At 74.3% G+C, this 20,084-nt stretch carries 14 protein-coding genes and 1 pseudogene; 7 read left to right on the top strand and 8 right to left on the bottom strand.

All coding sequences use genetic code 11. The annotated features are described in order from the left end of the window. Window positions 1-137: 137 nt before the first annotated feature. Window positions 138-1,574, top strand: a complete 1,437-nt coding sequence (locus FRCN3DRAFT_RS0217565) for an FAD-binding oxidoreductase (protein ID WP_007515333.1) — start codon at window positions 138-140, stop codon at window positions 1,572-1,574. Between the two features lie 509 nt (window positions 1,575-2,083). Here FRCN3DRAFT_RS0217565 and FRCN3DRAFT_RS0217575 read toward each other — a convergent pair. Next, window positions 2,084-3,226 (bottom strand): DUF4037 domain-containing protein, encoded by a 1,143-nt coding sequence (locus FRCN3DRAFT_RS0217575; protein ID WP_007515332.1) that lies wholly within the window; start codon window positions 3,224-3,226, stop codon window positions 2,084-2,086. A 79-nt stretch (window positions 3,227-3,305) separates the two neighbouring features. Continuing rightward, on the bottom strand, window positions 3,306-4,022 hold the full coding sequence (locus tag FRCN3DRAFT_RS0217580; protein WP_007515331.1) for an alpha/beta fold hydrolase: 717 nt from the start codon (window positions 4,020-4,022) through the stop codon (window positions 3,306-3,308). 277 nt (window positions 4,023-4,299) lie between these two features. On the opposite strand from FRCN3DRAFT_RS0217580, the gene FRCN3DRAFT_RS0217590 reads away from it, so the two are divergent. Continuing rightward, window positions 4,300-5,019, top strand: coding sequence for a helix-turn-helix transcriptional regulator (locus tag FRCN3DRAFT_RS0217590; protein ID WP_198535992.1), 720 nt, complete (start codon window positions 4,300-4,302; stop codon window positions 5,017-5,019). Here the strand turns inward: FRCN3DRAFT_RS0217590 and FRCN3DRAFT_RS44965 are convergent. Together FRCN3DRAFT_RS44965 and FRCN3DRAFT_RS0217600 are read right to left on the bottom strand one after the other, a co-directional pair. Beyond that, a complete protein-coding gene (locus FRCN3DRAFT_RS44965) occupies window positions 4,928-6,226 on the bottom strand; it encodes an NAD(P)/FAD-dependent oxidoreductase (RefSeq protein WP_198535993.1) in 1,299 nt (432 codons plus the stop codon). The genes FRCN3DRAFT_RS0217590 and FRCN3DRAFT_RS44965 overlap by 92 nt on opposite strands. Before the next feature lie 119 nt (window positions 6,227-6,345). After that, the gene (locus tag FRCN3DRAFT_RS0217600) at window positions 6,346-7,722 is read right to left on the bottom strand and encodes a flavin-containing monooxygenase (RefSeq protein WP_198535994.1); all 1,377 of its coding nucleotides are present in this window, start codon (window positions 7,720-7,722) and stop codon (window positions 6,346-6,348) included. A 536-nt stretch (window positions 7,723-8,258) separates the two neighbouring features. Between FRCN3DRAFT_RS0217600 and FRCN3DRAFT_RS0217605 the strand changes: the two genes are divergently transcribed. After that, a complete protein-coding gene (locus FRCN3DRAFT_RS0217605; protein WP_007515326.1) occupies window positions 8,259-8,993 on the top strand; it encodes an SDR family NAD(P)-dependent oxidoreductase in 735 nt (244 codons plus the stop codon). A 73-nt stretch (window positions 8,994-9,066) separates the two neighbouring features. Here FRCN3DRAFT_RS0217605 and FRCN3DRAFT_RS0217610 read toward each other — a convergent pair whose 3' ends face one another. The 4 genes from FRCN3DRAFT_RS0217610 to FRCN3DRAFT_RS0217625 all read right to left on the bottom strand — a co-directional run bounded on the left by FRCN3DRAFT_RS0217610 (window position 9,067) and on the right by FRCN3DRAFT_RS0217625 (window position 15,080). Beyond that, the gene (locus FRCN3DRAFT_RS0217610) at window positions 9,067-9,864 is read right to left on the bottom strand and encodes an enoyl-CoA hydratase/isomerase family protein (protein ID WP_035924878.1); all 798 of its coding nucleotides are present in this window, start codon (window positions 9,862-9,864) and stop codon (window positions 9,067-9,069) included. A 205-nt stretch (window positions 9,865-10,069) separates the two neighbouring features. Beyond that, a complete protein-coding gene (locus tag FRCN3DRAFT_RS55130) occupies window positions 10,070-11,503 on the bottom strand; it encodes a general stress protein (protein ID WP_198939440.1) in 1,434 nt (477 codons plus the stop codon). 209 nt (window positions 11,504-11,712) lie between these two features. Further along, complete coding sequence (locus FRCN3DRAFT_RS0217620; RefSeq protein WP_232794072.1) at window positions 11,713-13,743, bottom strand: sensor histidine kinase; 2,031 nt, start codon at window positions 13,741-13,743, stop codon at window positions 11,713-11,715. 560 nt (window positions 13,744-14,303) lie between these two features. Beyond that, window positions 14,304-15,080, bottom strand: a complete 777-nt coding sequence (locus FRCN3DRAFT_RS0217625; RefSeq protein WP_007515321.1) for a response regulator transcription factor — start codon at window positions 15,078-15,080, stop codon at window positions 14,304-14,306. A gap of 260 nt (window positions 15,081-15,340) precedes the next feature. On the opposite strand from FRCN3DRAFT_RS0217625, the gene FRCN3DRAFT_RS0217630 reads away from it, so the two are divergent. The 4 genes and pseudogenes from FRCN3DRAFT_RS0217630 to FRCN3DRAFT_RS55135 all read left to right on the top strand — a co-directional run. After that, window positions 15,341-16,456: an ADP-ribosylglycohydrolase family protein gene (locus tag FRCN3DRAFT_RS0217630; RefSeq protein ID WP_035924881.1), complete on the top strand. Its 1,116-nt coding sequence runs from the start codon at window positions 15,341-15,343 to the stop codon at window positions 16,454-16,456. 192 nt (window positions 16,457-16,648) lie between these two features. Continuing rightward, entirely contained in the window at window positions 16,649-17,620 is a 972-nt protein-coding gene (locus FRCN3DRAFT_RS0217635) for an alpha/beta fold hydrolase (protein WP_007515319.1), read from the top strand. 138 nt (window positions 17,621-17,758) lie between these two features. Further along, a complete protein-coding gene (locus tag FRCN3DRAFT_RS49605) occupies window positions 17,759-19,429 on the top strand; it encodes a WD40 repeat domain-containing protein (RefSeq protein ID WP_007515318.1) in 1,671 nt (556 codons plus the stop codon). A 168-nt stretch (window positions 19,430-19,597) separates the two neighbouring features. Beyond that, window positions 19,598-20,084, top strand: a pseudogene (locus tag FRCN3DRAFT_RS55135) (hypothetical protein); the annotation flags it as partial.

Raw genomic sequence — 20,084 nt, forward strand, 5'->3', positions numbered from 1 at the left:
CCGCATCCCGTGTACAACGCCTGGTTGCCGTATCGGCACGCTTTGCGACGACCCGGCGGTCGCGCGACCCTGTAAGGCGAGTGGCGCGGAGCGGTGCCCACCGGTGACACCGGCGAGCGCCAGGGGAGGAGCGTCTCATGTCGACACATCTGCTCACTCTGGGCGGAGAGCGGCAGACACTCTCTGACGAAACGGTCGAGGAGATACGCGCGGTCTTCCGTGGACAGGTTCTGACCTCGGCCGACGCCGGGTACGACGAGGTACGAGTCATCCAGAACGCCATGCTCGACCGTCGACCGGGTCTGATCATTCGGTGCAGCGGAACCGCGGACGTCGTCGACGCCGTCAACCTCGCCAGCGGGCGAGACCTGCTCGTCGCCGTCCGGGGCGGGGGCCACAGCATCGCCGGGACCTCCACGACCGACGACGGCCTGATGATCGACCTGTCGGCGATGCGGAGCGTCTGGGTGGACCCGGAACACCGGCGCGTGCGGGTGGCGGGCGGGGCGACCTGGGGGGACGTCGATCGTGAGGCGCAGGTCCACGGGCTCGCGGTACCTGGTGGGGTGGTGTCGACCACAGGTGTGGCTGGCCTGACGCTCGGCGGCGGAATCGGCTGGCTGCACCGCAAGTACGGGCTGGCCTGCGACGCGCTGCGCGCGGCCGAGGTCGTCACGGCTCGTGGCGAGATCGTGCGGTGCAGCGCGTCCGAGAACGAGGACCTGTTCTGGGCGTTGCGCGGCGGCGGCGGCAACTTCGGCGTGGTGGTGTCCTTCGAGTTCGAGGCCTATCCGGTCGGTCCGGTGGTCTGGAACAGCCTGGTCGTCTACCCGATCGACGCCGCCGGCGATGTGCTCCCCCGGTGGCGGGACTGGACGTCCACCGTCCCCGACGAGGTCACCAGCCGCGCCATGCTGTGGTCGCTGCCGGCGGCGCCGGCATTCCCGCCCGCCGTGCACAACCGTGACGTGCTCATCACGGCTGCCGTGTATGCCGGTGACCCGGACGAGGGGCAGCGGGCGTGCCGCGCGCTCGCCCAGTTCGGCGAGCCGCTCGCCGACATGAGCCAGGCCCTGCCGTTCCGGGCCGCGCAGTCCGCCATCGATCCCCTGTTCCCCAAGGGTGAGCTGCAGAGCTACTGGAAGTCCGTCTACCTGGACCAGTTCGACGACGAGGCGGTCACGTTCGTGACTGGTGTCGGGCAGCGGCGCCCACACCCGCGGACCTTGGTGCACGTGCCTCTTCTCGGCGGCGCCATGTCGCGCGTCGGGGCGGCGGAGACCGCGTTCGGTGATCGCAGCGCCGGGTACATGCTGAGCCTTGACGGTAACTGGCCGGACAAGGCCGACGACGAGGCGAACATCCGCTGGGTGCGCGGTGCCTACGACAAGGCCGTGGCGCTCCGGGCCGCGTCGGGCACCTACCTCAACTTCGGCGGTGACGCCGATCTTGACGACGCCGACCGGGCGCGGGCCTGGGGACGCAACGTCGAACGCCTCCGGCGGATCAAGCGCAGCTATGACCCGGAGAACCGTTTCCGGCTCAACCCCAACATTCCGCCCGCCGAGAGCTGAGCCGACGATCCGGGGCCGACGGTGGCTCCTGCTCGACGACGTCCGCGGCCGCGAGTCAGACCTGTCGCTGACCGAGCCAGCATCCTCGACCTCGTGAGCGTGGCCGGTCTTGAAACCGTCCCGAACCAACCCATGCCCTGTGGTCCGGGACGGGTTGCGGTGGTTCACGATGTTCGTGGTGAGCCCAGCAGGCGCTGGCGTCGTTCGTTGGTCATGATGGGCCCGAGTTCTCGGTCCCAGAGAAGGCCCATCGGTGCCACGTGGAGCGACGAGAGCGGTTTCCACAGCGGGAGCGCGGCGAGGATCTCCGCGAACGCCTCGTCGTGGCGGCCTGCCCGAATGAATGTCCGGGCGCGATCCACGCCTGCGGCGAAGCCCGCGGCGTAGGAGAAGTCGGCGTCCAGGCCGCCCGTGTTCTGATGCTCGCGAGACCGGGAAATCTTTCAGGCGGAGGCCGTCGTCGCCCGACTAATCGCCTTCGGATCGCTGAGTGTCTGGCGAGGCACCTCCTACCGCTCAGGCAGACCCGCTTCCGGTCCCGCCAGGTCCGGCAGGTCGGCGACGTCGAGGGCGTTGGCGAGTGCCCGGCGGCGGATGCGGTCGCCCAGGGCGTCGGTGTTGTCGACGACTTGGTCCAGGGCGCCGGTGAGCGGACGGGCGCGGAGCCTGGGATCGGTGATCGTGCCGGCCAGGGCGGTGGCGAAGCGGTCAGCATCGAGGACCTGGAACGGCCGGTCGTGGAAGGGCCGAACCGTGGGATCGACCCAGTCGGTGAGGCCGAGCTCGTTGTGCAGGTCGGCGATGGTCTCGTAGGCGCGGGTGAGGTGGTGCTCGCGGTCGTGCCAGTCGGTAGCTACCAGGGCCGCGGTCAGTACCGGGGTCAGGACGGCGGCGCGAGGCAGGCGGGCGAACGCGCTGCCGAGCCACTTGCTGTACGGGGGATAGACCCGGTTCATCAGCAGGCATAGGCGGACCAGGTCGCGGGTCAGCCGGGCGGTGACGATCGCCGAGCCGAGGTCGTCACCCACCTCGCCGCAGCGGCCGACGAACGCCTCCTCCTGGCTGATCCGCCGCCACTGGCAGGCCAGCACATGGCGCCATACGTCGTCCGGGTACCAGGCCAGCGCCTGGCGGGCCTGCTGCAGCTGGCGGAGCCCGTCGTGGAAGACCGCCCCGCTGGTGACCTCGGTCAGGGTCTGCGTCGGCGTGGCCAGCCAGTCGAGCGTCGTGACGCCGGTCAGCGGGTCGAACCCGAGGTGGCCGGTCAGCCACTCCGTGAGCCCGGCGACGACGACCCCGTGACGGACCGGCCCGCGGGTCGGCCGCATATGCCGCGTGCCGCGTGCCGCGTTTCCGGCCGGCTCCAGGTTCGTCGGAAAGCCGGCAACCATGGCGGGCAGCCGCTCGGCGAGCAGCCGGTCCACCGCGCCGCCGTGCGCGGCCAGGTCGTCGGTACGCACGAAGATCTGCAGCCGTGGTCCCCAGTCGTGATCCATCGACCGGGCCGTGTCGAACCCGAGCACCTCCGATCCCGAACCGATGAGGGCCGCACTGTGCGTCAGCCGTGGGAACTGCCCGCGTAGCAACGGATTCACGGCCTCTTCGTAGAACCGCCGGGCCAGCTCCACGCCCGGCAGGAACCCGCTTTCCATGGCGGCATCCTGCGCACGGCCGCCGCCGGCCGGCGAGCCAGTTTCTGGCGTCGTCCGACCGGCCCTGGCCTGTGTGCCCTCAACGGCAGGCCTGTCGTCCGTGCGTCGACGCATCCGCGACGCATTCGCCGAGCAGTAGTGCGGCGACCGCCTCCGGAGCCTCATGCATCGCGTCGTGGCCGGTCGGGAGGTCATGGACCTGCCACTCGGGATCGGCTTGGAGTCGGGTGCGCAGTTCAGCGAACGGCGTCCGGTCCTCCCATCCCGAGCAGTAGATGAACTCCCGACGGGGAATGTGGGCGAGCGTGCCTGTGAGCCGGATCGTCTGCAGGAACGAGGCGAGGGGATGGGGGCGGCGGCGGGGATCGCCGCTGCCGCCGTCCGGCGGTCGGACGGCGTAGCCGGTGGTCGCGGCGCCGGCAGCGAACACTTCCCGGAAGTGCTCGTTCGTTGACGACCAGCACGACTCGCCGTCGCGCGGTACGTAGGCGTCGAGATGCACCAGTCGTGAGATCCGGCCGTCGGCGCGATCGGCGGCGGCGGCGATCACCATCCCGCCGTAGCTGTGGCCGACCAGCGTCGCGTTGGTGAGGTGGGTGCGATCAAGGAGCCGCAGTACGTCGTCGGCGTGCGTGGCGAGGTTGGCGGTCGCGACCGTCGCGTCGTCGTCGTCTGGCCGCAGACCGGTCAGGGTCAGGGCGTGAACGGCATGGCCGGCACGCTCCAGCAGCGGAACCACCGCCTCGAACGACCAGGAGCCCTTCCAGCCGCCGGGTACGAGGACGAACGTCGCCATGCGCTTCTCCCTCTTTCAGGCTTGCGGCATCGAGGCACGCTGCCTCGATGACAGGTGGTTCAGCCAGGCGCTCTGCGCGGCTGCGGACCACTCCGCATGAGGCAGTCTCACCAGCTCGAGGTGTGGCTTGCTACCGGTAGGATGCCAATCGATGCCTGTTCGCCGCCAACCTTCCCTGGTCGCCGGCGTGACGTCGCATGTGTGGCCGTCTGGCGGTCGCCACCTCCGGCCATCCGGCGAAACAAGCGCGGTGCAGTCGCATGCCAGGGGACACCTGGTGTACGCCGCCAGCGGCGTCCTGGCGGTGCACACCGAGCGCGGAACGTCGATCGTTCCCGCCAACCGGGTCGCCTGGACCCCCGCCGAGTTCACGCACTATCACCGCGCCCACGGCGACACCGATATGCGGATCGTCTTTCTCTCGCCAGCCCTCGCCCGGCTCATACCAGGCCATCCAGCCGTGTTCCTGGCCTCCAACCTCGCCCGCGAGGTCCTGCTCGCCCTGACCGGCCCCCGCAACTACGACGCCGCCGCGCCTCACTACAACCGCGCAGCACGCGCTCGCCTTCTGCGAGTCCTCGTCGATGAACTCCGCGAAGCACACGAACAGCCACTGCACCTGCCGGAGCCACGGGACGACCGACTGCAGGCCATCGCCCGGATGCTGCACGAGACGCCGGCGGACAACGCCACGCTGGCCGAACTCGGGAAGGCGGTCGGAGCCAGCACCCGCACCCTCAGCCGACTGTTCCGCGACGAACTCGGCATGACCTTCTATGAATGGCGCACGCAGCTACGCATCTACCACGCGCTCGTGCTGCTCGCCGACGGCCACGACACCACCCACACCGCCTACGCCTGCGGATGGGCCAGCCCCAGCGGCTTCATCGCGGCGTTCACCAACATCATCGGAACGACCCCGGGCCGTTACCGAGCCAGTCGCCAGACCACCGCTCAGGCATCGCAACTCCCGACGGTGGCGAAGTCCTCGGGGTGATTCGTCTGGCCCCTGAGCGGGCCGCCACCGGGTGGCCGGCCGGCAGCGGCGGGAGGGCGAGCAGGGTCTCGGCCCCGGCGCTCATGGCGACGTTGAGGGCGCGCAGTGTCGGGCGCAGCGATGTCCCGTCCCAGGCGTGGGAGGCGAGCCTGTCCGTAGCGGCCAGCAGCGGCAGCGCCAGGCGGTCGCGGGCTCGCTGGTAGCGGGCCAGGGCCGCGTCGAGGTCCGGCCCGGGCGCGGGGCCCGCATCGAGGACGGCGCGGGCGAGCAGCTCCGCGTCCCGTAGCGCGTCGGAGATCCCGTGGGCGCTCAGCGGGTCGTGGAAGAACCCGGCGTCGCCGGCGAGGGCCCAGCCGGGTCCGAAGGGGTGGCGCAGGTGGCCGCGGTGGCCGCCGAACCCGGTCAGGCGCCCGGCGAGCTCGGCGGCGGCCAGGCGGTCCGGCAGGTTCGGGGCGGCCGCGGCGAGCACCGCGTCGAACGCGGCGCGGGCGTCACGAGTCCCGGCACGGACGGAGCGCATCCGCCTGGGTGCGTGCCCGACGAACGCGCAGGTCAGACCATCGTTGGTCGGGATCAGCCCCGCCGACGCGCCCGGCCCGAAGAACCACTCGTAGCCATCGGTGGGCAGCCCGCGCCAGTAGCCGTACAGGTAGGACCCGGCGGACCGGCCGACCTGGGCGACCGGCGCGGCCACCGCGCGGGCGACCGTCGAGCCGAGCCCGTCCGCGCCGACCGTCAGCGCGGCCCGCACCAGCACCTCCCGCCCGGCCCCGCCGCCCGATGTGGGTTGGGCGGCGACGCCGACGACCCGCCCGGAGCCGTCGGTCAGTAGCCGGGTGACCGGCGTCCCGAAGCGGACCTCGGCGCCGGCACGGCGGGCGGCGTCGACCAGGACCGCGTCGAGCACCGTCCGGCGCGGCGCGTACAGCGCGTCGAGCTCGGCCGCGCCAGGCACCGGCCGCAACGCCACCCGCACCGTCTCGTCGGGGTGGTGGAGGACGGTGGAACGCACCGGCGGGGTGCCGGCCGCGACGATCGCCTCCAGCAGTCCCCAGCGGTGCAGCTGCAGCACGCCGCCGCGCATCAGGGCATGGGTGGAGACCGTGTCCGCGCCTTCGGCGGCGCGGTCGAGCAGCAGGACGCGCAGGCCGGCGCGCGCGAGCAGCATCGCCGTCGCCGCCCCCGCGCAACGGGCTCCCACCACCACGACGTCACATGGCCGCTTGGCCGCCAGGTGGGATCGTTGTTCGCGGCCGGCCACCCGGGTCGCCGTCGTCGCCGCTGGCGTCGGTGGCGACGGTAATGACGACGGCGCCGCCAACGCTGTCATCGACGGGTCGCCCCGTCGACGGATCTGCCCGCGCGCGGCCAGGGGATCTGGCCGAGGCAGAGGTGGGTCACCACCGCGCGGGCGTCGTGGCGGACGCCGTCGAGGAAATGCGAGTTGCGTCGGGTCAGGAACGGCAGGCCGACGACGTAGAGCCCGGGCCGGGCCGTGACGCCGCCGCTCTGGCGGATCCGCCCCGTCGCATCGCGCACGCCCGGGACCTGGAGCCACGGATAGGTGTGGCGGTAGCCGGTGGCCCAGACGACGGTGCCGATGCCGGCCGCCTTCAGGTCGAGGTGCGTCGGCGCCGGCGCCGCGTCGACCGGGCGGAACGGCTCCGGGTCGTCGAGCTCGGCGGCGAAACCGCTGCCACGCACGTTCGCCTCGATCCGGTCGAGGATCCGGCGCATCCGCGCGTCGGCGGCCCGGGTCGTGCCCGCGAGGTCGTCGCAGAACTCGACGCGGTAACCGCTCGCCGCGCGCAGCCGCCCGACCAGGCGAACGCCGGCGTCGGCGAGCAGAGCCAGGTCGAGGTCACGCCCGGCGACGAGCTGCAGCGACGGCTCGCGGTGTCCCTGCTCGTCGGGCGGCAGGTCCTCCACGCTCCGGTCGAGGATGCCGAGCCTGTCCAGCCACCACCAGATGTCCATGCCGCGGTAGGCGCGGGGCAGTCGGCGGTGCTCGCCGACGCTGATCGTGACCGGCCGGCCGGCCCGGACCGCGTCCTCGGCGACCTGCAGCCCGGACGACGAAGCGCCCACGACGAGCACCCCGCCAGCGGGTAGGCCGCTCGCGCCGCGGTAGTCGGCGGCGTGGAGCTGATGGACGCCGCGGAGCGCGCCGGCGAGCCCCGCCGGTATCACGGGCTCGTCGCACGCACCCGCCGCGACGACGACGTTGCGGGCCTGGAAGCCGCCCTGGTCGGTGGACACCACGAACCGGGAGGGCGGTCCGGGCCGCGCCGCGCCAGCGCCGCCTCGGCCTCCGCGGCGAGCACGGGCCGCGCGGTGGGCGCCGGCCGTACCGGCTGTGTGGCGGGCGGGCGCGCCGGGCGCGAGGGTGACGGACTCGACGGCCGTGCCCGCCTGGACGGGCGCGTCGAACGACGCCGCGTAGTCCTCGAGGTAGCCGACGAGCTCGGGGAAGCCCCGGAAACCGTCCGGGTCGTCGCCCTGGTAGGACCAGAACGGCAGCCGGCTCATCCAGTTCGGGGTGAGCAGCCGCTGGGCCTGCCACCGGTCCCGCCAGCGCTGGCCGACCGCTCCCCGGTCCAGCACGAGGTGCTCCCGACCGGCGGAGGTGAGGCACCTGCTGACGGCGAGGCCGGCCTGCCCTGCGCCGATCACCACCGTGTCGATGGTCTCCATGGGGCTCATGTCCTTTCTCCACCGACTCGGATCTCCACCGCCTCGGACGGACGCCGTGTCGGGGCGGCGCCGGTCAGGCCCCCGGCCGGGGGGCGGCGTCATGCACGGGGGCCTGACCGGCGCCAGGGCGGCCACGCCGGGAGGCAAGCGGCGCGGCCGGGTCTGGTGGTTCGTTGACGCGGTGGGAGCACGTGGGCCGGAGGCCTCGGCCGGGCCGGCCGGTGTGCTCGTGATGAGGAAGAAGCTAGGAACGGCGCCTTCCCCGGACCTTCCACCCGTGGGTCGCCCACCTGACACCGCGTCAGGCCCGCGGGAACCGCCCGACCGGCGGGTCCGGCGGGTCCGGCGGGCATGCGGCCGCGCTGGACCCGCGGGATCCGTCGGGCAGGGCCGCCGCGGTCGGGTCGGCGCGGTGCTATCGGCTGCGTGCCGGACGGTTCGTCTGGTAGGCACGTCCTCGTGGGCGTCCCGGTCGACCGCCGCGCCCGGGCGTGGCGGCGCGGGCGACCGGCGACCGGCGCGGATGCCGGGAAGGGCGGACGGGCGTGGGAGTGCTGGACGGCAAGGTCGCCATCGTCACCGGGGCGGCGCGCGGGCAGGGGCTCGCGGAGGCGACCCGGTTCGTCGCCGAGGGGGCGAGCGTCGTGCTCGTCGACCGGCTCGACGAGCAGGGGAAGGCCGCCGCGGACGGGCTCGGCCCCGCCGCCCGCTTCGTGTCCGGCGACGTCGCGTCCGAGCAGACCTGGGCACAGGCCGTGGACACCGCCACCGGCGAGTTCGGCGGCCTCGACATCCTGGTGAACAACGCGGGTGTCATGGTCAGCCGCGGCCTGGTCGACACCGACGAGGCGACCTTCCGCGACGTGCTGGACACGAACCTGGTCGGCGCCTTCCTGGGGATCCGCGCGGTGGTACCGGCGATGCGGGCCCGCGGCGGCGGCGCGATCGTCAACACCGCGTCCGCCGCGGGGCTCAAGGCGATGCCGAACGGCTCGGCCTACGTCGCGTCCAAGTTCGGCCTGCGCGGCCTGTCCCGGGCGGCCGCGCTGGAGCTCGGGCGGGACCAGATCCGGGTCAACTGCGTGTGCCCCGGCCTGGTCCGCACCGAGATGTCCGCCGACCTGCTGCGCTACCACGAGCGGGAGGCGCTCTCCCACATCCCGCTCGGCTTCGCCGCCGAGCCGACGGACGTGGCGGACCTCGTCCTGTTCCTGGTCAGTGACGCGTCCCGCGCCATCACCGGCGGCGAGTACCTCATCGACGGCGGCTCGATCGCCTGACCGTCGCCGTCGCGGCCGTCGCCGCCCGCCCGCCAGCTGGCCCCGCTTCGCCGCCGTGCGCGGCCGGGCCCGGTTACTCGGGGTGGTCGGCCTGGATCTGGTCGCGGCGCTGGGCCATGCGGTCGCGGACGCCGTCGGCACCGTCGCCGGTGAGCAGGGCCAGGTAGCGGGCCGACTCGCCGGTGATGTAGTCGCCGAGGGGGAGGCGCTCGGCCTCGACGAGGTTGCGCTTCATCTCGCGGATCGCCTCGGGCCGCCGGCCCGCGAGCTGGGTGACCAGGCCGTCCAGCTCCCGCCGGAACTCGTGGGCCGGCCAGACGCGGCTGACGAAGCCATACTCCCGAGCCTGCTCCGCGTCGATCTTCGGGGCGAGGAACAGCAGCTCCCGGGCGCGCGCCGCGCCGACGCTGCGCGGCAGCGTCCAGGCCAGGCCCAGCTCGCCCGGCAGCCCGACCGCCAGGAACGCCGTGGCGAACCGGGCCGACGCCGACGCGACCCGCACGTCACAGGCCGCCGCCCAGGCGAACCCGGCTCCCGCGCAGGCACCGTTGATGGCGGCGACCGTCAGCGCCGGCATCTCGTGCAGCAGCCGCGCCGAGTGGTACGTCTCCGGGTCGGGCAGCCGGCGCGCGGCTTCGGCGTCCTCGGCGGCGGCACGCAGGTCCGCGCCGGGGCAGAACGCGTCCCCGTTGCCGGTCAGCACCAGCACGCTGACCGTGTCCAGCGCCGCGAGCTCCGACAGTGCCCCGTACATCTCGACCGCCATGGCGGTGGTGACACCGTTACGCCGGTCGGGCCGGTTGAACCGCACCCAGGCGACGCGTCCGTCGACCGAGACGTCCAGCGTCTCCCACCGGGTCACGTCACTCATCGCGTCCCACAACACACCACGTCCCAGCACCCACAGAGCACCGCCTCAGCCGCGTCACCGATATCCGCCCGGCGAGAACGTGCTTATCAGACGCCCTCACTGACGGGCACCCGAAAGCGGACCACGCGGCGGGACCCAGCGGGCGCGGCCGGGACCACCAGGACCACCGGGATCGCCGGGCGCTCCGGGACGGACGGGGCTGAGGTCAGCGGTGGTGGAACGAGATCGCGTCCTTGCGGACGGCGCCGGTCACGGGGAAGCCGCCGAGGACCAGGGTGCTCCTGGCCCGTTCGGCGAGCTCCGAGTCGACGAGCAGGTCGTAGCTGTCCGCCCGGTAGACGTGGCTATGCGTCACCCGTTGTCGGCGTCCGCCGGCGAGCGCGCGCGACAGCAGGCCGGCGAAGAGGCCGAGAACGGCGCCGAACAGCAGGCCCCACAGCGCCAGCGAGAAGGCCGTCCGCAGCGGTGAGACCCAGTCCAGCAGCCCGAAGATCCAGCCGACCAGAGCGCCGGCCACCGCCCAGCCCCCGACCAGGCGCAGCGTGGAGTCCCACCACGACATCCGCCCGATCGTCTCCACGTTGGTCAGGTTGCGGCCGACGATCGCCGACCGTTCGACCGGGAAGCGCGCGTCGGCCAGGTAGTCGACCGCGCGCTCGGCCTGGTCGTGGGTCTGGTACGACGCGACCACCTGCTGGGGCGGGAACCGCCAGCTCAGCTCCTGACCCGGCTTCGCCCCGAACGCGCCGTCGTCAGGGTGGCTGGCGGGGCTGCCGCCACCACTGGCTAACCGGGCCTGGCCGTCGCCCTCCCGGCCGACGTCGCGGGCGGACCGCGCGTCGCGGCGATCTGTGGGGGTGGGGCCTTGGCCGGCGGCGGGCCGGGGCTCCCGGCGCTTGCCGGCCGGCTTGGCGCCGGGAGCTGGCCGGGCCGGCCGCGCGGCGGGGCTGGCGGGCCGGCTCGCCTCGGCGCGGGCCGCCTCCTCACGTTCCGCCTCGGCCGCCAGGAACTCCTGGTACCGGTCCCGGTGGACCGCGTACCGCTCGCCGCGCTCCCGCCCCAGGTCGCTGGCCCGGCCGGCCAGGCCGGCAGGCGGCTGGTCGCCGGTGGGCCACTGGTCGACCGCCTGCTCGGCGTTCCCGACGCCGATGACGCTGACCTCAGAGTCGCTGACCTCGGTGGCTCTGACCTCGGTGTCGCTGACCTGGTCGGCGCCGCCGAAGTCGCCGAGGCGTTCGACGGGAGCCTCGAACACCTCGAAGCCAGCCGGAAGGTCCTGCCCGGACTCCAGGGGTCGCGTGCGCGGGAACTCGACATCCGTCGCGTTCTCGAGTCCGCGTTGGTCCTGAAACCCGCGTTCGTCCTGGAGTTCGCGTTCGTCCCGGTACTCGAGTTCGCCCAGATGTTCGCGTTCGCCCGGGTATTCACTGTCCTCGACGCGGACATCGCGCCCGGGCACGCGGACATCGTTCTCCGAGTAACCGCCTCCTCCCTCATGGGCGGGCTCCTCCGGCGGGGCGTGGTCCTCGCGGCGGCCGCGGTCGTCATCGGACCGCTCCCGTCCGCGGTCGTGCTGGTCGTAGTCCTGTTCGTGCGGGTGCCGCGGCTCGCGCAGTCCCAGGAACTCGCGCCAACCCATGGCCACCACCTCTCCTCGGGCCGCCACTGCCGCCGCGCTGAGGGCTGGTCGGTCCGTCGCTCCGATGGGTGCGGTCACTCGTTGACCTCCCCCGGACACCCACAGTCAACCAGTCGACCGGAGATTCAGCGTTTCGACGAGAGGCGGTCCCACATGCGGCCGATGGCCTGTTTTCCGCAGTTCCGCCGTTCTGCCGCTCGTTCTGCCGCTCAGTCGTTGGCGGCGGGCAGGTCGGCGCGGACGGTCGTACCGCGACCGGGCGGACTGTGGACGGTGAGCGTGCCGTCCAGCGCCGACACGCGGTCGCGCAGGCCGAGCAGGCCGGTCCCGGCGGCGAGGTCGGCCCCGCCGGTCCCGTCGTCGGTGACGGCGAGGTGCAACCGCCCGCCGCGATGGCCGATCTCGATCGTGACCCGCGTCGCCACGGCGTGGTGGAGGACGTTCGTGACCGCCTCGGCGACGACGAAGTACGCCGTCGCCTCGACCGCGGCCGGCAGCCGCGGCACGTCGGCCGCCACGACCCGGACGTCGAACGGCGCCCGATCGACGAGTGACTCGACGGCGGCCACCAGCCCGGCCTCCGTGAGGATCTCCGGGTGGATGCCGCGGGCGAGCTCGCGCAGCTCCCGTATCGCCAGGTCCAGCCCGTCCGCGGCGCGCGTGAGCAGGATGGCGAGTTCGGGGCCGGGAAGCTGGTCCTGCGCCATCCGGACAGCGAGACGGGCGGTGATGAGGCGCTGCTGGGCGCCGTCGTGCAGGTCGCGCTCGATGCGGCGGCGCTCCGCGTCGGCCGCCTCGACGATCCGGCCACGCGAGGCGCGTACCTCGGCCAGCTGGGCGCGTACCTCCGCGGCGAGCCGCTGGTTGTCCAGCGTGAGCCCCGCCGCGGCCACGACCGCCTCCAGGCGGCGCGGGTCCTCGCGCAACGCCGGGTCGTGCAGCAGCGCGGCGACCCGCCGCCCGTCCCGTTCGACGAGCCTGACCACCGGGCCGAGCCACGGGCGCTGGCCCGTTCGTCGGTCCGGGCCCTCACCGGTGGCCGCCACGTCGAGGGGCTGGCCGTCCGCGTCGACGAAGCTCGCCGTCTCCGGGCGCCAGTAGGCGATCCGCAGTGACGGGTCGCCTAGGGCGCTGGCGAGCAGGGCGCGCAGCTCGGCGGGCGGTAGCGGGGTGGCGAGCTGGGCGAGCAGCGTGGCGAACCTGGTACGGCCGAATCGCAGCCGCGGGATCCCGGCCAGGAACCCCAGCGGCAGCAGCGCGAAGGCGACGAGGTAGACCCACAGCAGCGCGGGCCGCAACGGGCTGGTGCTTGGGCCGAGCCCGCTGGCGACGGTCGCGGCGGCGCCGACGAGGCCGGTGACGAACACCGGCGCGAGCACCCGCCGCCGCGGCCCGCTCGCCGTCAGCCAGCGGTGCGTCAGCACGGCGAGCACCCCGGCCCCGATCACGGCGCCGATCGCCGCGTTGATCCGGCTCCACGTCTCGATCATCGACCGGGGACCCCAGATGTAGAGGGGGTTGACCCGCCCGGCGGGAAGCTGGCTGGTGTCGTTGAACGGGGTGAACAGCGGGCTTATCCCCAGGACGACGGCGTAGGTCACGCCGGCGAGCACCCGCTGCGCGCGCGAGGTGAGGCGCCCGTCGGGGAAGGCCAGCAGCAGGTGGGTGAGCGGCCCGGTCGACGCCTGCCCCAGCAGCAGTCCGACCCCGAACAACCAGGCGGTCCTGGCCAGTTGCACGTCCTCGGCGAAGTAGGCGACCCCGGCGAGGACCATGAGCGGCCCGACCCGGTTGGTGGGGCCGCGGGCATACGCGACCGCCCCGGCGGCGAGAAAGAGATATCCGCCGACGACCCCGGCGATCGTCTGGGGAAGCGGGTGCGAGCCGTCCTCGGCCTTGAGTACCAGCGAGCACACGCCGAGCCCGGCCCCCAGCACGACACCGGCGACCACGACCAGCGTCGACGGCCAGGGCAGCCCGGTCCGGCGCGCCGGCACCGTCGCGCGCGGCGCCGGCCCGGCCGCAGGCGGTGGGGGGTGGTCACCCGCGTCGACGGTTCGCGGCCCGACGCCGTCCTGCGCGGCACTCGCGCCTGTCGGCGGCTCGGCGATGCCCTCGACGTCCGGGCGTGGTGCTGGAGGGGCGGCCGGGCGGCTGGCGGGGATCGCGTCCGGAGGACCGGGGAGTGCGCCAGGCTGCACGGGAACGGCTGCCGCGCGGGCGTCCCCGTGGACCTGCACTGCGTGATCATGCGCGAGCCCGCGGAAGCTGTCAAACGCCTAGCAGGCCTGCGCCGGCATGGCGTCATGGCCAGCGTCCGGTCCGTCGATCTGTGGCTGCGGCCGTCCACGGACAGGCTGGACTACCGCGGATTGGCCGCCCGGCGCGGCCCGGGAACCGGGCATCGGGCGCGCCGGTCGTGAGCACTGGAGGAAGAACTCCTCCAGTGCTCACGTGATCGGCCGCCAGCGACCGCCTCAGCCGTACACGCGCGATAACCCTTCGTACTCATCCCGCCCTCGTCCCGCCGCCCGGCCTCCCAAGCGGCGCGACCACCTCCCCACGAACACCGACCGTGGCAGATGGCCGTGCCTACAGACACCCTCATCCAACACACTTCGCGGCACTGCTCTTGATGTGTGTTGGATGAGCAGGCTTATAGGCGCGGCCATCTGCCACGGTTCGTCCGACGGTGGTCGGCCCGGGGCGGTCGTGGCGAGGGCTGGGGGGTTGGGTGCGGCGGCGCCGGCGCCGCTGGCGCGCGCTCGTTTCCGGCCACCGAAGATCTACGGAAGGTTGGTCAGCGGCCCTCGGCGCGCAGGTAGGCGAGGACGGCGAGGACGCGGCGGTTGTCGTCCGCCTCGGGTTCCAGGCCGAGGCGGGCGAAGATGTTGCGGACGTGCGACTCGACGGTGCGCGGGGTCAGCACCAGCTTGTCGCCGATCGCCCGGTTGGACCTGCCCTCGGCCATCAGGCCGAGCACCTCACGTTCGCGGGCGGACAGCCGCGCCAACACGTCGCGACGGCGGCGGCCGTCGAGCAGCAGCGCGACGACCTCCGGGTCGAGCACGCAGCCGCCGGCGGCGACGCGCCGGACGGCGTCGACGAAGACCGACACCCCGCCGACCCGCTCCTTGAGCAGGTAGCCGACCCCGCCCCGGCCGCCGCCCGCGCCGCCAGCCGCGCCGCCGGAGCGGGGACCGGTGTCGCCGGCGGTCGGCCGAGGCGGGGCGATGGCCGCGCCGAACAGCGTCGGCAGGTAGTGCGACTCGAGGTACTGGGACAGCAGCAGGACGCCGACGCGAGGCTGGTCGCGGCGGATCGCGAGCGCGGCCTCCAGGCCCTCCAACCGGCGGGTCGGCGGCATCCGGATGTCGATGACGGCGACGTCCGGGCGCAGTCGGGCGACCGCCGCCCGCAGCGCCACCGGGTCGCCGGCCTCACCGACGACGTCGAGCCCGGACCGTTGCAGCAGCCCCGCGATCGCCTCACGGAAGAAGGGCGCGTCGTCGGCGAGTACCACCCGGGGGCGCGCCCGCGCCGCGCCAGCCGGGGCGGGGGGCTCGGCCGCGCTCATCGGCAGGCTCGCAACGTGTGGGCTCCGTGGTTGATTTGTCGCGCCACATCGAGGTTATCGCCGTGACCCTCGGGTGCGGATGCCGCGGGGACGGGGAGCTTGGCGTGGTCTCGCGGGCGCCGAGGGGCACGATCACCGGTGACGTTACCTACGCTTGGATCACGCGCGACCGCGGGTCCGGCCTGGGCCGGCTGGCCGGCCGCGTCGGGCGCGCGAATGCGCACGTGCCCGGGCGCAGGGGTGGTGGAGGGGGAATCGCGGTGTTGTCCTACCGGGACCGGGTGAGGGGCTGCCTGCTCGGCGGCGCGTTGGGCGACGCCCTCGGCGCCGGCATCGAGTTCCTGTCGCTGGACGAGATCCGGCGCGCGTACGGGCCGGACGGGGTCACCGGGCTGACGGAGGCGTACGGCGTGTTCGCGCCGATCACCGACGACACCCAGATGACGCTGTTCACCGCCGAGGGCCTGATCCGCGCCTCGGTACGCGGCCGCTCCCGCGGGATCTGCCACCCGCCCACCGTGCTGTGGCAGGCCTACCAGCGGTGGCTGGTGACGCAGCGGATGAACGAGCCTCCGGCCGAGGTGAGCGGCTGGCTCGCGGCCCAGCCGGTGCTCTACGCCCGCCGGGCGCCGGGCAACGCCTGCCTGTCCGGCCTGTCGGCGCCGAAGATGGGCACCCCTGAGAGCCCGGCCAACCCGGACAGCAAGGGCTGCGGCACGGTGATGCGCTCGGCGCCGTTCGGCCTGCTGCGCCGAGAGCCGGAGGACGCCTGGTCGCTGGCGGTCGAGTGCGCGGTGCTCACCCACGGCCACCCGTCCGGCTACCTCGCCGCCGGCGCGTTCGCCTGGATCGTCGCCGAGGTGCTGGAGGGCGCGTCGGTGCTCGCGGCGGCGACGTCGGCGCTGCGCCGGGCGGAGGACGAGCCGGTGGGGCATGAGGTCGCGCGTGCGTTGCGGGCGGCCCTCGGCGCGGCCGGGGAGATCGCGGCCGACGGCCCGGGGGCGGGCGGGCTCGCCTCGCCCGAGCTCATGGCGGGACGGGTGGAGACGCTCGGCGCGGGCTGGGTGGCGGAGGAGGCGCTGGCCATCGCGGTCTTCTGCGCCGTCACCGCGGCGGACGACCCGCGCGTCGCGCTGCTCGCCGCGGTGAACCACTCCGGCGACAGCGACTCGACCGGCGCGATCTGCGGCAACCTCGTCGGCGCCGCCCTCGGCGAGGACGCGCTGCCCGCCGACTGGCTCGACGAGCTGGAAGGCCACAGCCTGGTCCGCGAGGTCGCCGACGACCTGGTCCGCGAGGTAACAGGCAGCGCCGACGTCGCCGACCCCTGGGGTGGCGCCACCACCGAATGGGTCGCCCGGTACCCCGGCGGCTGAACGGCGCCGCCGCCTCGCGGCGACTCTCCGCTGTCGCGCGCCGACTGCCTTCTCCTGCTGGCACCCGGGTATTCCTGACAGTGACCAGCGTGGGTGCCTGCCTCTTCTCCTTTCCCGCCGACACTGGGTCTCCTTGACCGTCGGAGGCGGTCTCGACGTGGCGACGCGCCGCGGTCGGGGAGGGATGCGGGCATGGGCGGGGACGAGGCCCGGGAACGGCTGGCACGTGGTTCGGGCGTGGACGCGGCGTGGTGGGACCAGCAGTGCCGGGACCTTCCCTGGGGCTGGCGCGTCCGGGAGGCCGAGTGGGGGCGGCGCGACGTCCCGGATCCGCTGCTGCCCTGGCGCGACGGCGTCCGCGCGGTACGCACGCCGGACGCGCTCCTGCGAGCGTTGCTGTTCGGCGGCGCGTCGGGCGCCGCGGGCGACCCGGTCCTGTTCGTGCCCGGCTGGTCCTCGACGCCGTACAGCTGGCGCAAGACCCTGCCGGCGCTCGCGGCGCGCCACCGGACCTGGTACGTCGAGACGCGGGAGAAGGCGTCGTCCCGGCTGCGCCCCGGTGACCGGCTGACCGTCGCGGACATGGCCGCGGACGTCGCAGAGCTGGCCAGCCAGACGGTCGCCCCCGCCGGCCGCTACGGCGTCATCGCCGCCTCGACCGGCGCGGTCCTGGCCCTGCACGCCCATCCGCTGCTCGACCCACCGCCGGCCTGGATCATCCTGCTGCTGCCGCACGTCACCGCGCCGGTACCGGCCGCGGCGCGTGTGCTGTGGCCGTGCCCGCCGTCGGTGCTGGAGATCCTGCGCTGGGTGCTGCTGCCGGGCGCGGGGTATGTGCACCGCCGGCGGGCGGCGAGCGGGCTGGGCGGCTTCTACCGGGTCCTGCGGACCGCCGACCCGGGCAAGCTGCGACAGTCGCTGCTCACCTGGCAGGCCTACCCGGGGCTCGACCTGGACGTGCTGGCGGCGATCCGCTGCCCCTGCCTGGTGATCGGGGCGTCCCGCGACCGGCTGCACCCGGCCACCGCCGCGCGGCTCATCGCCGACCGGCTGCCGTCGGGAGTCTTCGTCGACGGGCGGACGACCGCCTGGGGCCATGGCCTCGAGATGGTCGCCACGGCGATGTCGTGGATCGGGTCGGCGGGCCGCGGCGGCGGCCGGTAGCGGATTCGGACCGAACGCCCGAATCGGTCCCAGACCGTGTGATCCCGCCCGGGCTTTGCGGTACGGTCGCTCCGAAATGACCATGCGTCGCGCGGGGGACACCTGGCCCGGCCGGCCCGTACCAGGGGAGAAGAGCTGATGGCCGACACGCCCGCGAGCACGCCCTTCGACCCGGACGAGACGATCGTTCGACCAGCGTCCGCGCCTGGGACGCCCGGCCCGTTCGGCCCGCCCGAGGAGCCGACGATCCACGCGGACGAGACATTGGTCCAGTCCGCGCCGGGGGAGCGGCCGGAGCCCTCGGGGTCGTCCGAGGAGGCGACGATCCGCCCGGGTGGCTCGTTCGCCGGGACTGGGGCGCACGGTCCGTTCGCCGCGCCTGAGGAGTCGACGGCCCGCCTGGCGCCGGACCACCCGTGGAACACGCCCGCCCCCGCCCCGGGCGGCTGGCCGGCGGTCGCGCCACTGCCGACCCCCGCGCCCGCTCCGCACGGTCCGCCCGCGCCGACGCCGGCGCCCTACGGCTGGGCCAGTACCGGGCCCGAGCCGTGGCGGAACCAGTCCAACCCCGCCGGGTACGTACAGCCCGGCCAGCCCGGCCAGCCCGTCCCGCCCGGCTATCCCGGGTCGGCGGGCTACCCCACTTCCCCGGGCTATCCCGCGGCACCGGGCGGGCCCGCGGCGCGGTCGTCCCGGCGGCGGTTCGGCCGCTGGGGGTTCATCGTGGTAGTCCTCGCCGTGTGCGTCGTGCTCGGCGCCGCCGCGACCGGCATCACCATCCTGGCCACCCGCGACGGGAAGGGGCCGACGACCGCGCAGGCGCTCATCACCACCCCGCCGTCCCTGGTCGCGCAGCTTCCCGCCGACCCGGACAGGTCCCGGACGGTGTACTCGTTCGCGTTCTCCGCCGACGGCAAGCGCCTCGCCGTCGCCGATGGCGGCACGACCGCCGACTACACCGGCCAGGCGGCCCTTCGCCAGTGGGAGATGAAGGGCGGCGGCGCCACCCCGGCCGAGATCGGCCGGTCGACGATCGCTCGGCCCGACTGGTGGGGCGTCGCCTTCGCTCCCGACCTCAGGACGGTCGCGGTGGGCATCTCCGACGTCGTGCTCCTGGACATCCACGACCCCGCCCGCACGACCGCCCTCAGCGAGCCGTTCGCTCACCATCCCGGCGTGGGCCACCGCGCCCTCTTCTCGCCCGACGGCGACCTCCTCGCGATCGCCACCCCGGACGGGGCGCTGCGGCTGTGGAACGTCAGCGACCGTGCCAACCCGAAGCCCACCAGCGAGCCGTTCGGCGGCGGCGGCGCGCAGCAGGTGCTCGGCATCGACTTCTCGCCCGACGGCCGCACCCTCGCGGTGGCGAGCTCGGACAGCCTGGTCCGCCTGTGGAACATCTCCGACCGCGCCCACCCGGCGGCGCTGGGCCAGCCGCTGACCGGCCACGTCAGCGGCGTGTGGAACGTCGCCTTCTCGCCCGACGGGAAGACCCTCGCGACCGCCGGCGGGGACCGGACCATCCGCCTCTGGGACGTCAGCGACCCCGCCCGTCCACGGCCGCTCGGCCCGCCGCTCACCGGCCACGCGGGCGGAGTGCTGGCTGTCAGGTTCTCGCCCGACGGCACGGTGCTCGCCAGCCACGGGCCGGACAACGTCGTCCACCTCTGGAACGTCGCCGACCCGGCCCACGCGGCCCCGCTCGGCCAGCCCCTCGCGGACCAGTGGGGCGCGACGTTCTCCCCGGACGGGAACACCCTGGCCACGGTGGGAATCGACAACACCATCCGCCTCTGGCGGTTGCGCTGACTTCTGGTCGGCGTGGGCCGGCTCGCTGATGCGCTGACGCGCACGCGACACCCCGGGTACAGGAGCCGTACTGGTCGCGGGCCGCCCGGTGGCTGGAGTCTTGGGTCCTGACGGCGAGCGGCGAGCGGGGGCGCCGGCGGGGACCCGGACCGAGGCGGAGGACAGACGATGGTGACGAGGGCGACGGCCTGGCCCGACCCGGGCGTCGCGTCCCGGGGACGGGCGGCCCCGGCGCGGCCCGTCGAGATCCGGCTGCTCGGGGAGTTCGCCGTCCTGGTAGGTGCCGCGCCCGCCGCGGGGAGGCCGGGGATGGCCGCCCCGCCGGGGGAGCCGTGGCCGGCCGCGGCCGGCGCGCACGGTCGTGCCCGGCCGGGCGGGTTCGTGCCGGTGCCGGAGACGGCCTGGTGCCGGCGGCACGCGATGTCGCTGGTGAAGCTGCTGGCTCTCGCCCCGACGCGGCGGCTGCACCGGGAGGTGGTCCTCGACGCGCTGTGGCCCGAGCTGGCGCTGGCCGAGGCGGTGCCACGGCTGCACAAGTGCGCGCACTACGCCCGCCGGGCCCTCGGCGGCGCCGACGCCGTCGTGCTGCGCGGCAACGTCGTCGCCCTGTGCCCCGACTGGGACGTGACCGTGGACGCCGAGGAGTTCCGGCGCG

This window comes from Pseudofrankia saprophytica, assembly GCF_000235425.2.
In the GTDB taxonomy this organism is placed as follows: Bacteria; Actinomycetota; Actinomycetes; order Frankiales; family Frankiaceae; genus Pseudofrankia; species Pseudofrankia saprophytica.

Excerpts from the sequence above, each read along its gene's own strand:
- FRCN3DRAFT_RS0217565 (WP_007515333.1), top strand. The coding sequence starts at position 138 with ATGTCGACACATCTGCTCACTCTGGGCGGAGAGCGGCAGACACTCTCT.
- FRCN3DRAFT_RS0217600 (WP_198535994.1), bottom strand. The coding sequence starts at position 7,722 with ATGAGCCCCATGGAGACCATCGACACGGTGGTGATCGGCGCAGGGCAG.
- FRCN3DRAFT_RS0217610 (WP_035924878.1), bottom strand. The coding sequence starts at position 9,864 with ATGAGTGACGTGACCCGGTGGGAGACGCTGGACGTCTCGGTCGACGGA.
- FRCN3DRAFT_RS49605 (WP_007515318.1), top strand. The coding sequence starts at position 17,759 with ATGGCCGACACGCCCGCGAGCACGCCCTTCGACCCGGACGAGACGATC.
- FRCN3DRAFT_RS0217625 (WP_007515321.1), bottom strand. The coding sequence starts at position 15,080 with ATGAGCGCGGCCGAGCCCCCCGCCCCGGCTGGCGCGGCGCGGGCGCGC.
- FRCN3DRAFT_RS0217635 (WP_007515319.1), top strand. The coding sequence starts at position 16,649 with ATGGGCGGGGACGAGGCCCGGGAACGGCTGGCACGTGGTTCGGGCGTG.
- FRCN3DRAFT_RS0217580 (WP_007515331.1), bottom strand. The coding sequence starts at position 4,022 with ATGGCGACGTTCGTCCTCGTACCCGGCGGCTGGAAGGGCTCCTGGTCG.
- FRCN3DRAFT_RS0217575 (WP_007515332.1), bottom strand. The coding sequence starts at position 3,226 with ATGGAAAGCGGGTTCCTGCCGGGCGTGGAGCTGGCCCGGCGGTTCTAC.
- FRCN3DRAFT_RS55130 (WP_198939440.1), bottom strand. The coding sequence starts at position 11,503 with ATGGGTTGGCGCGAGTTCCTGGGACTGCGCGAGCCGCGGCACCCGCAC.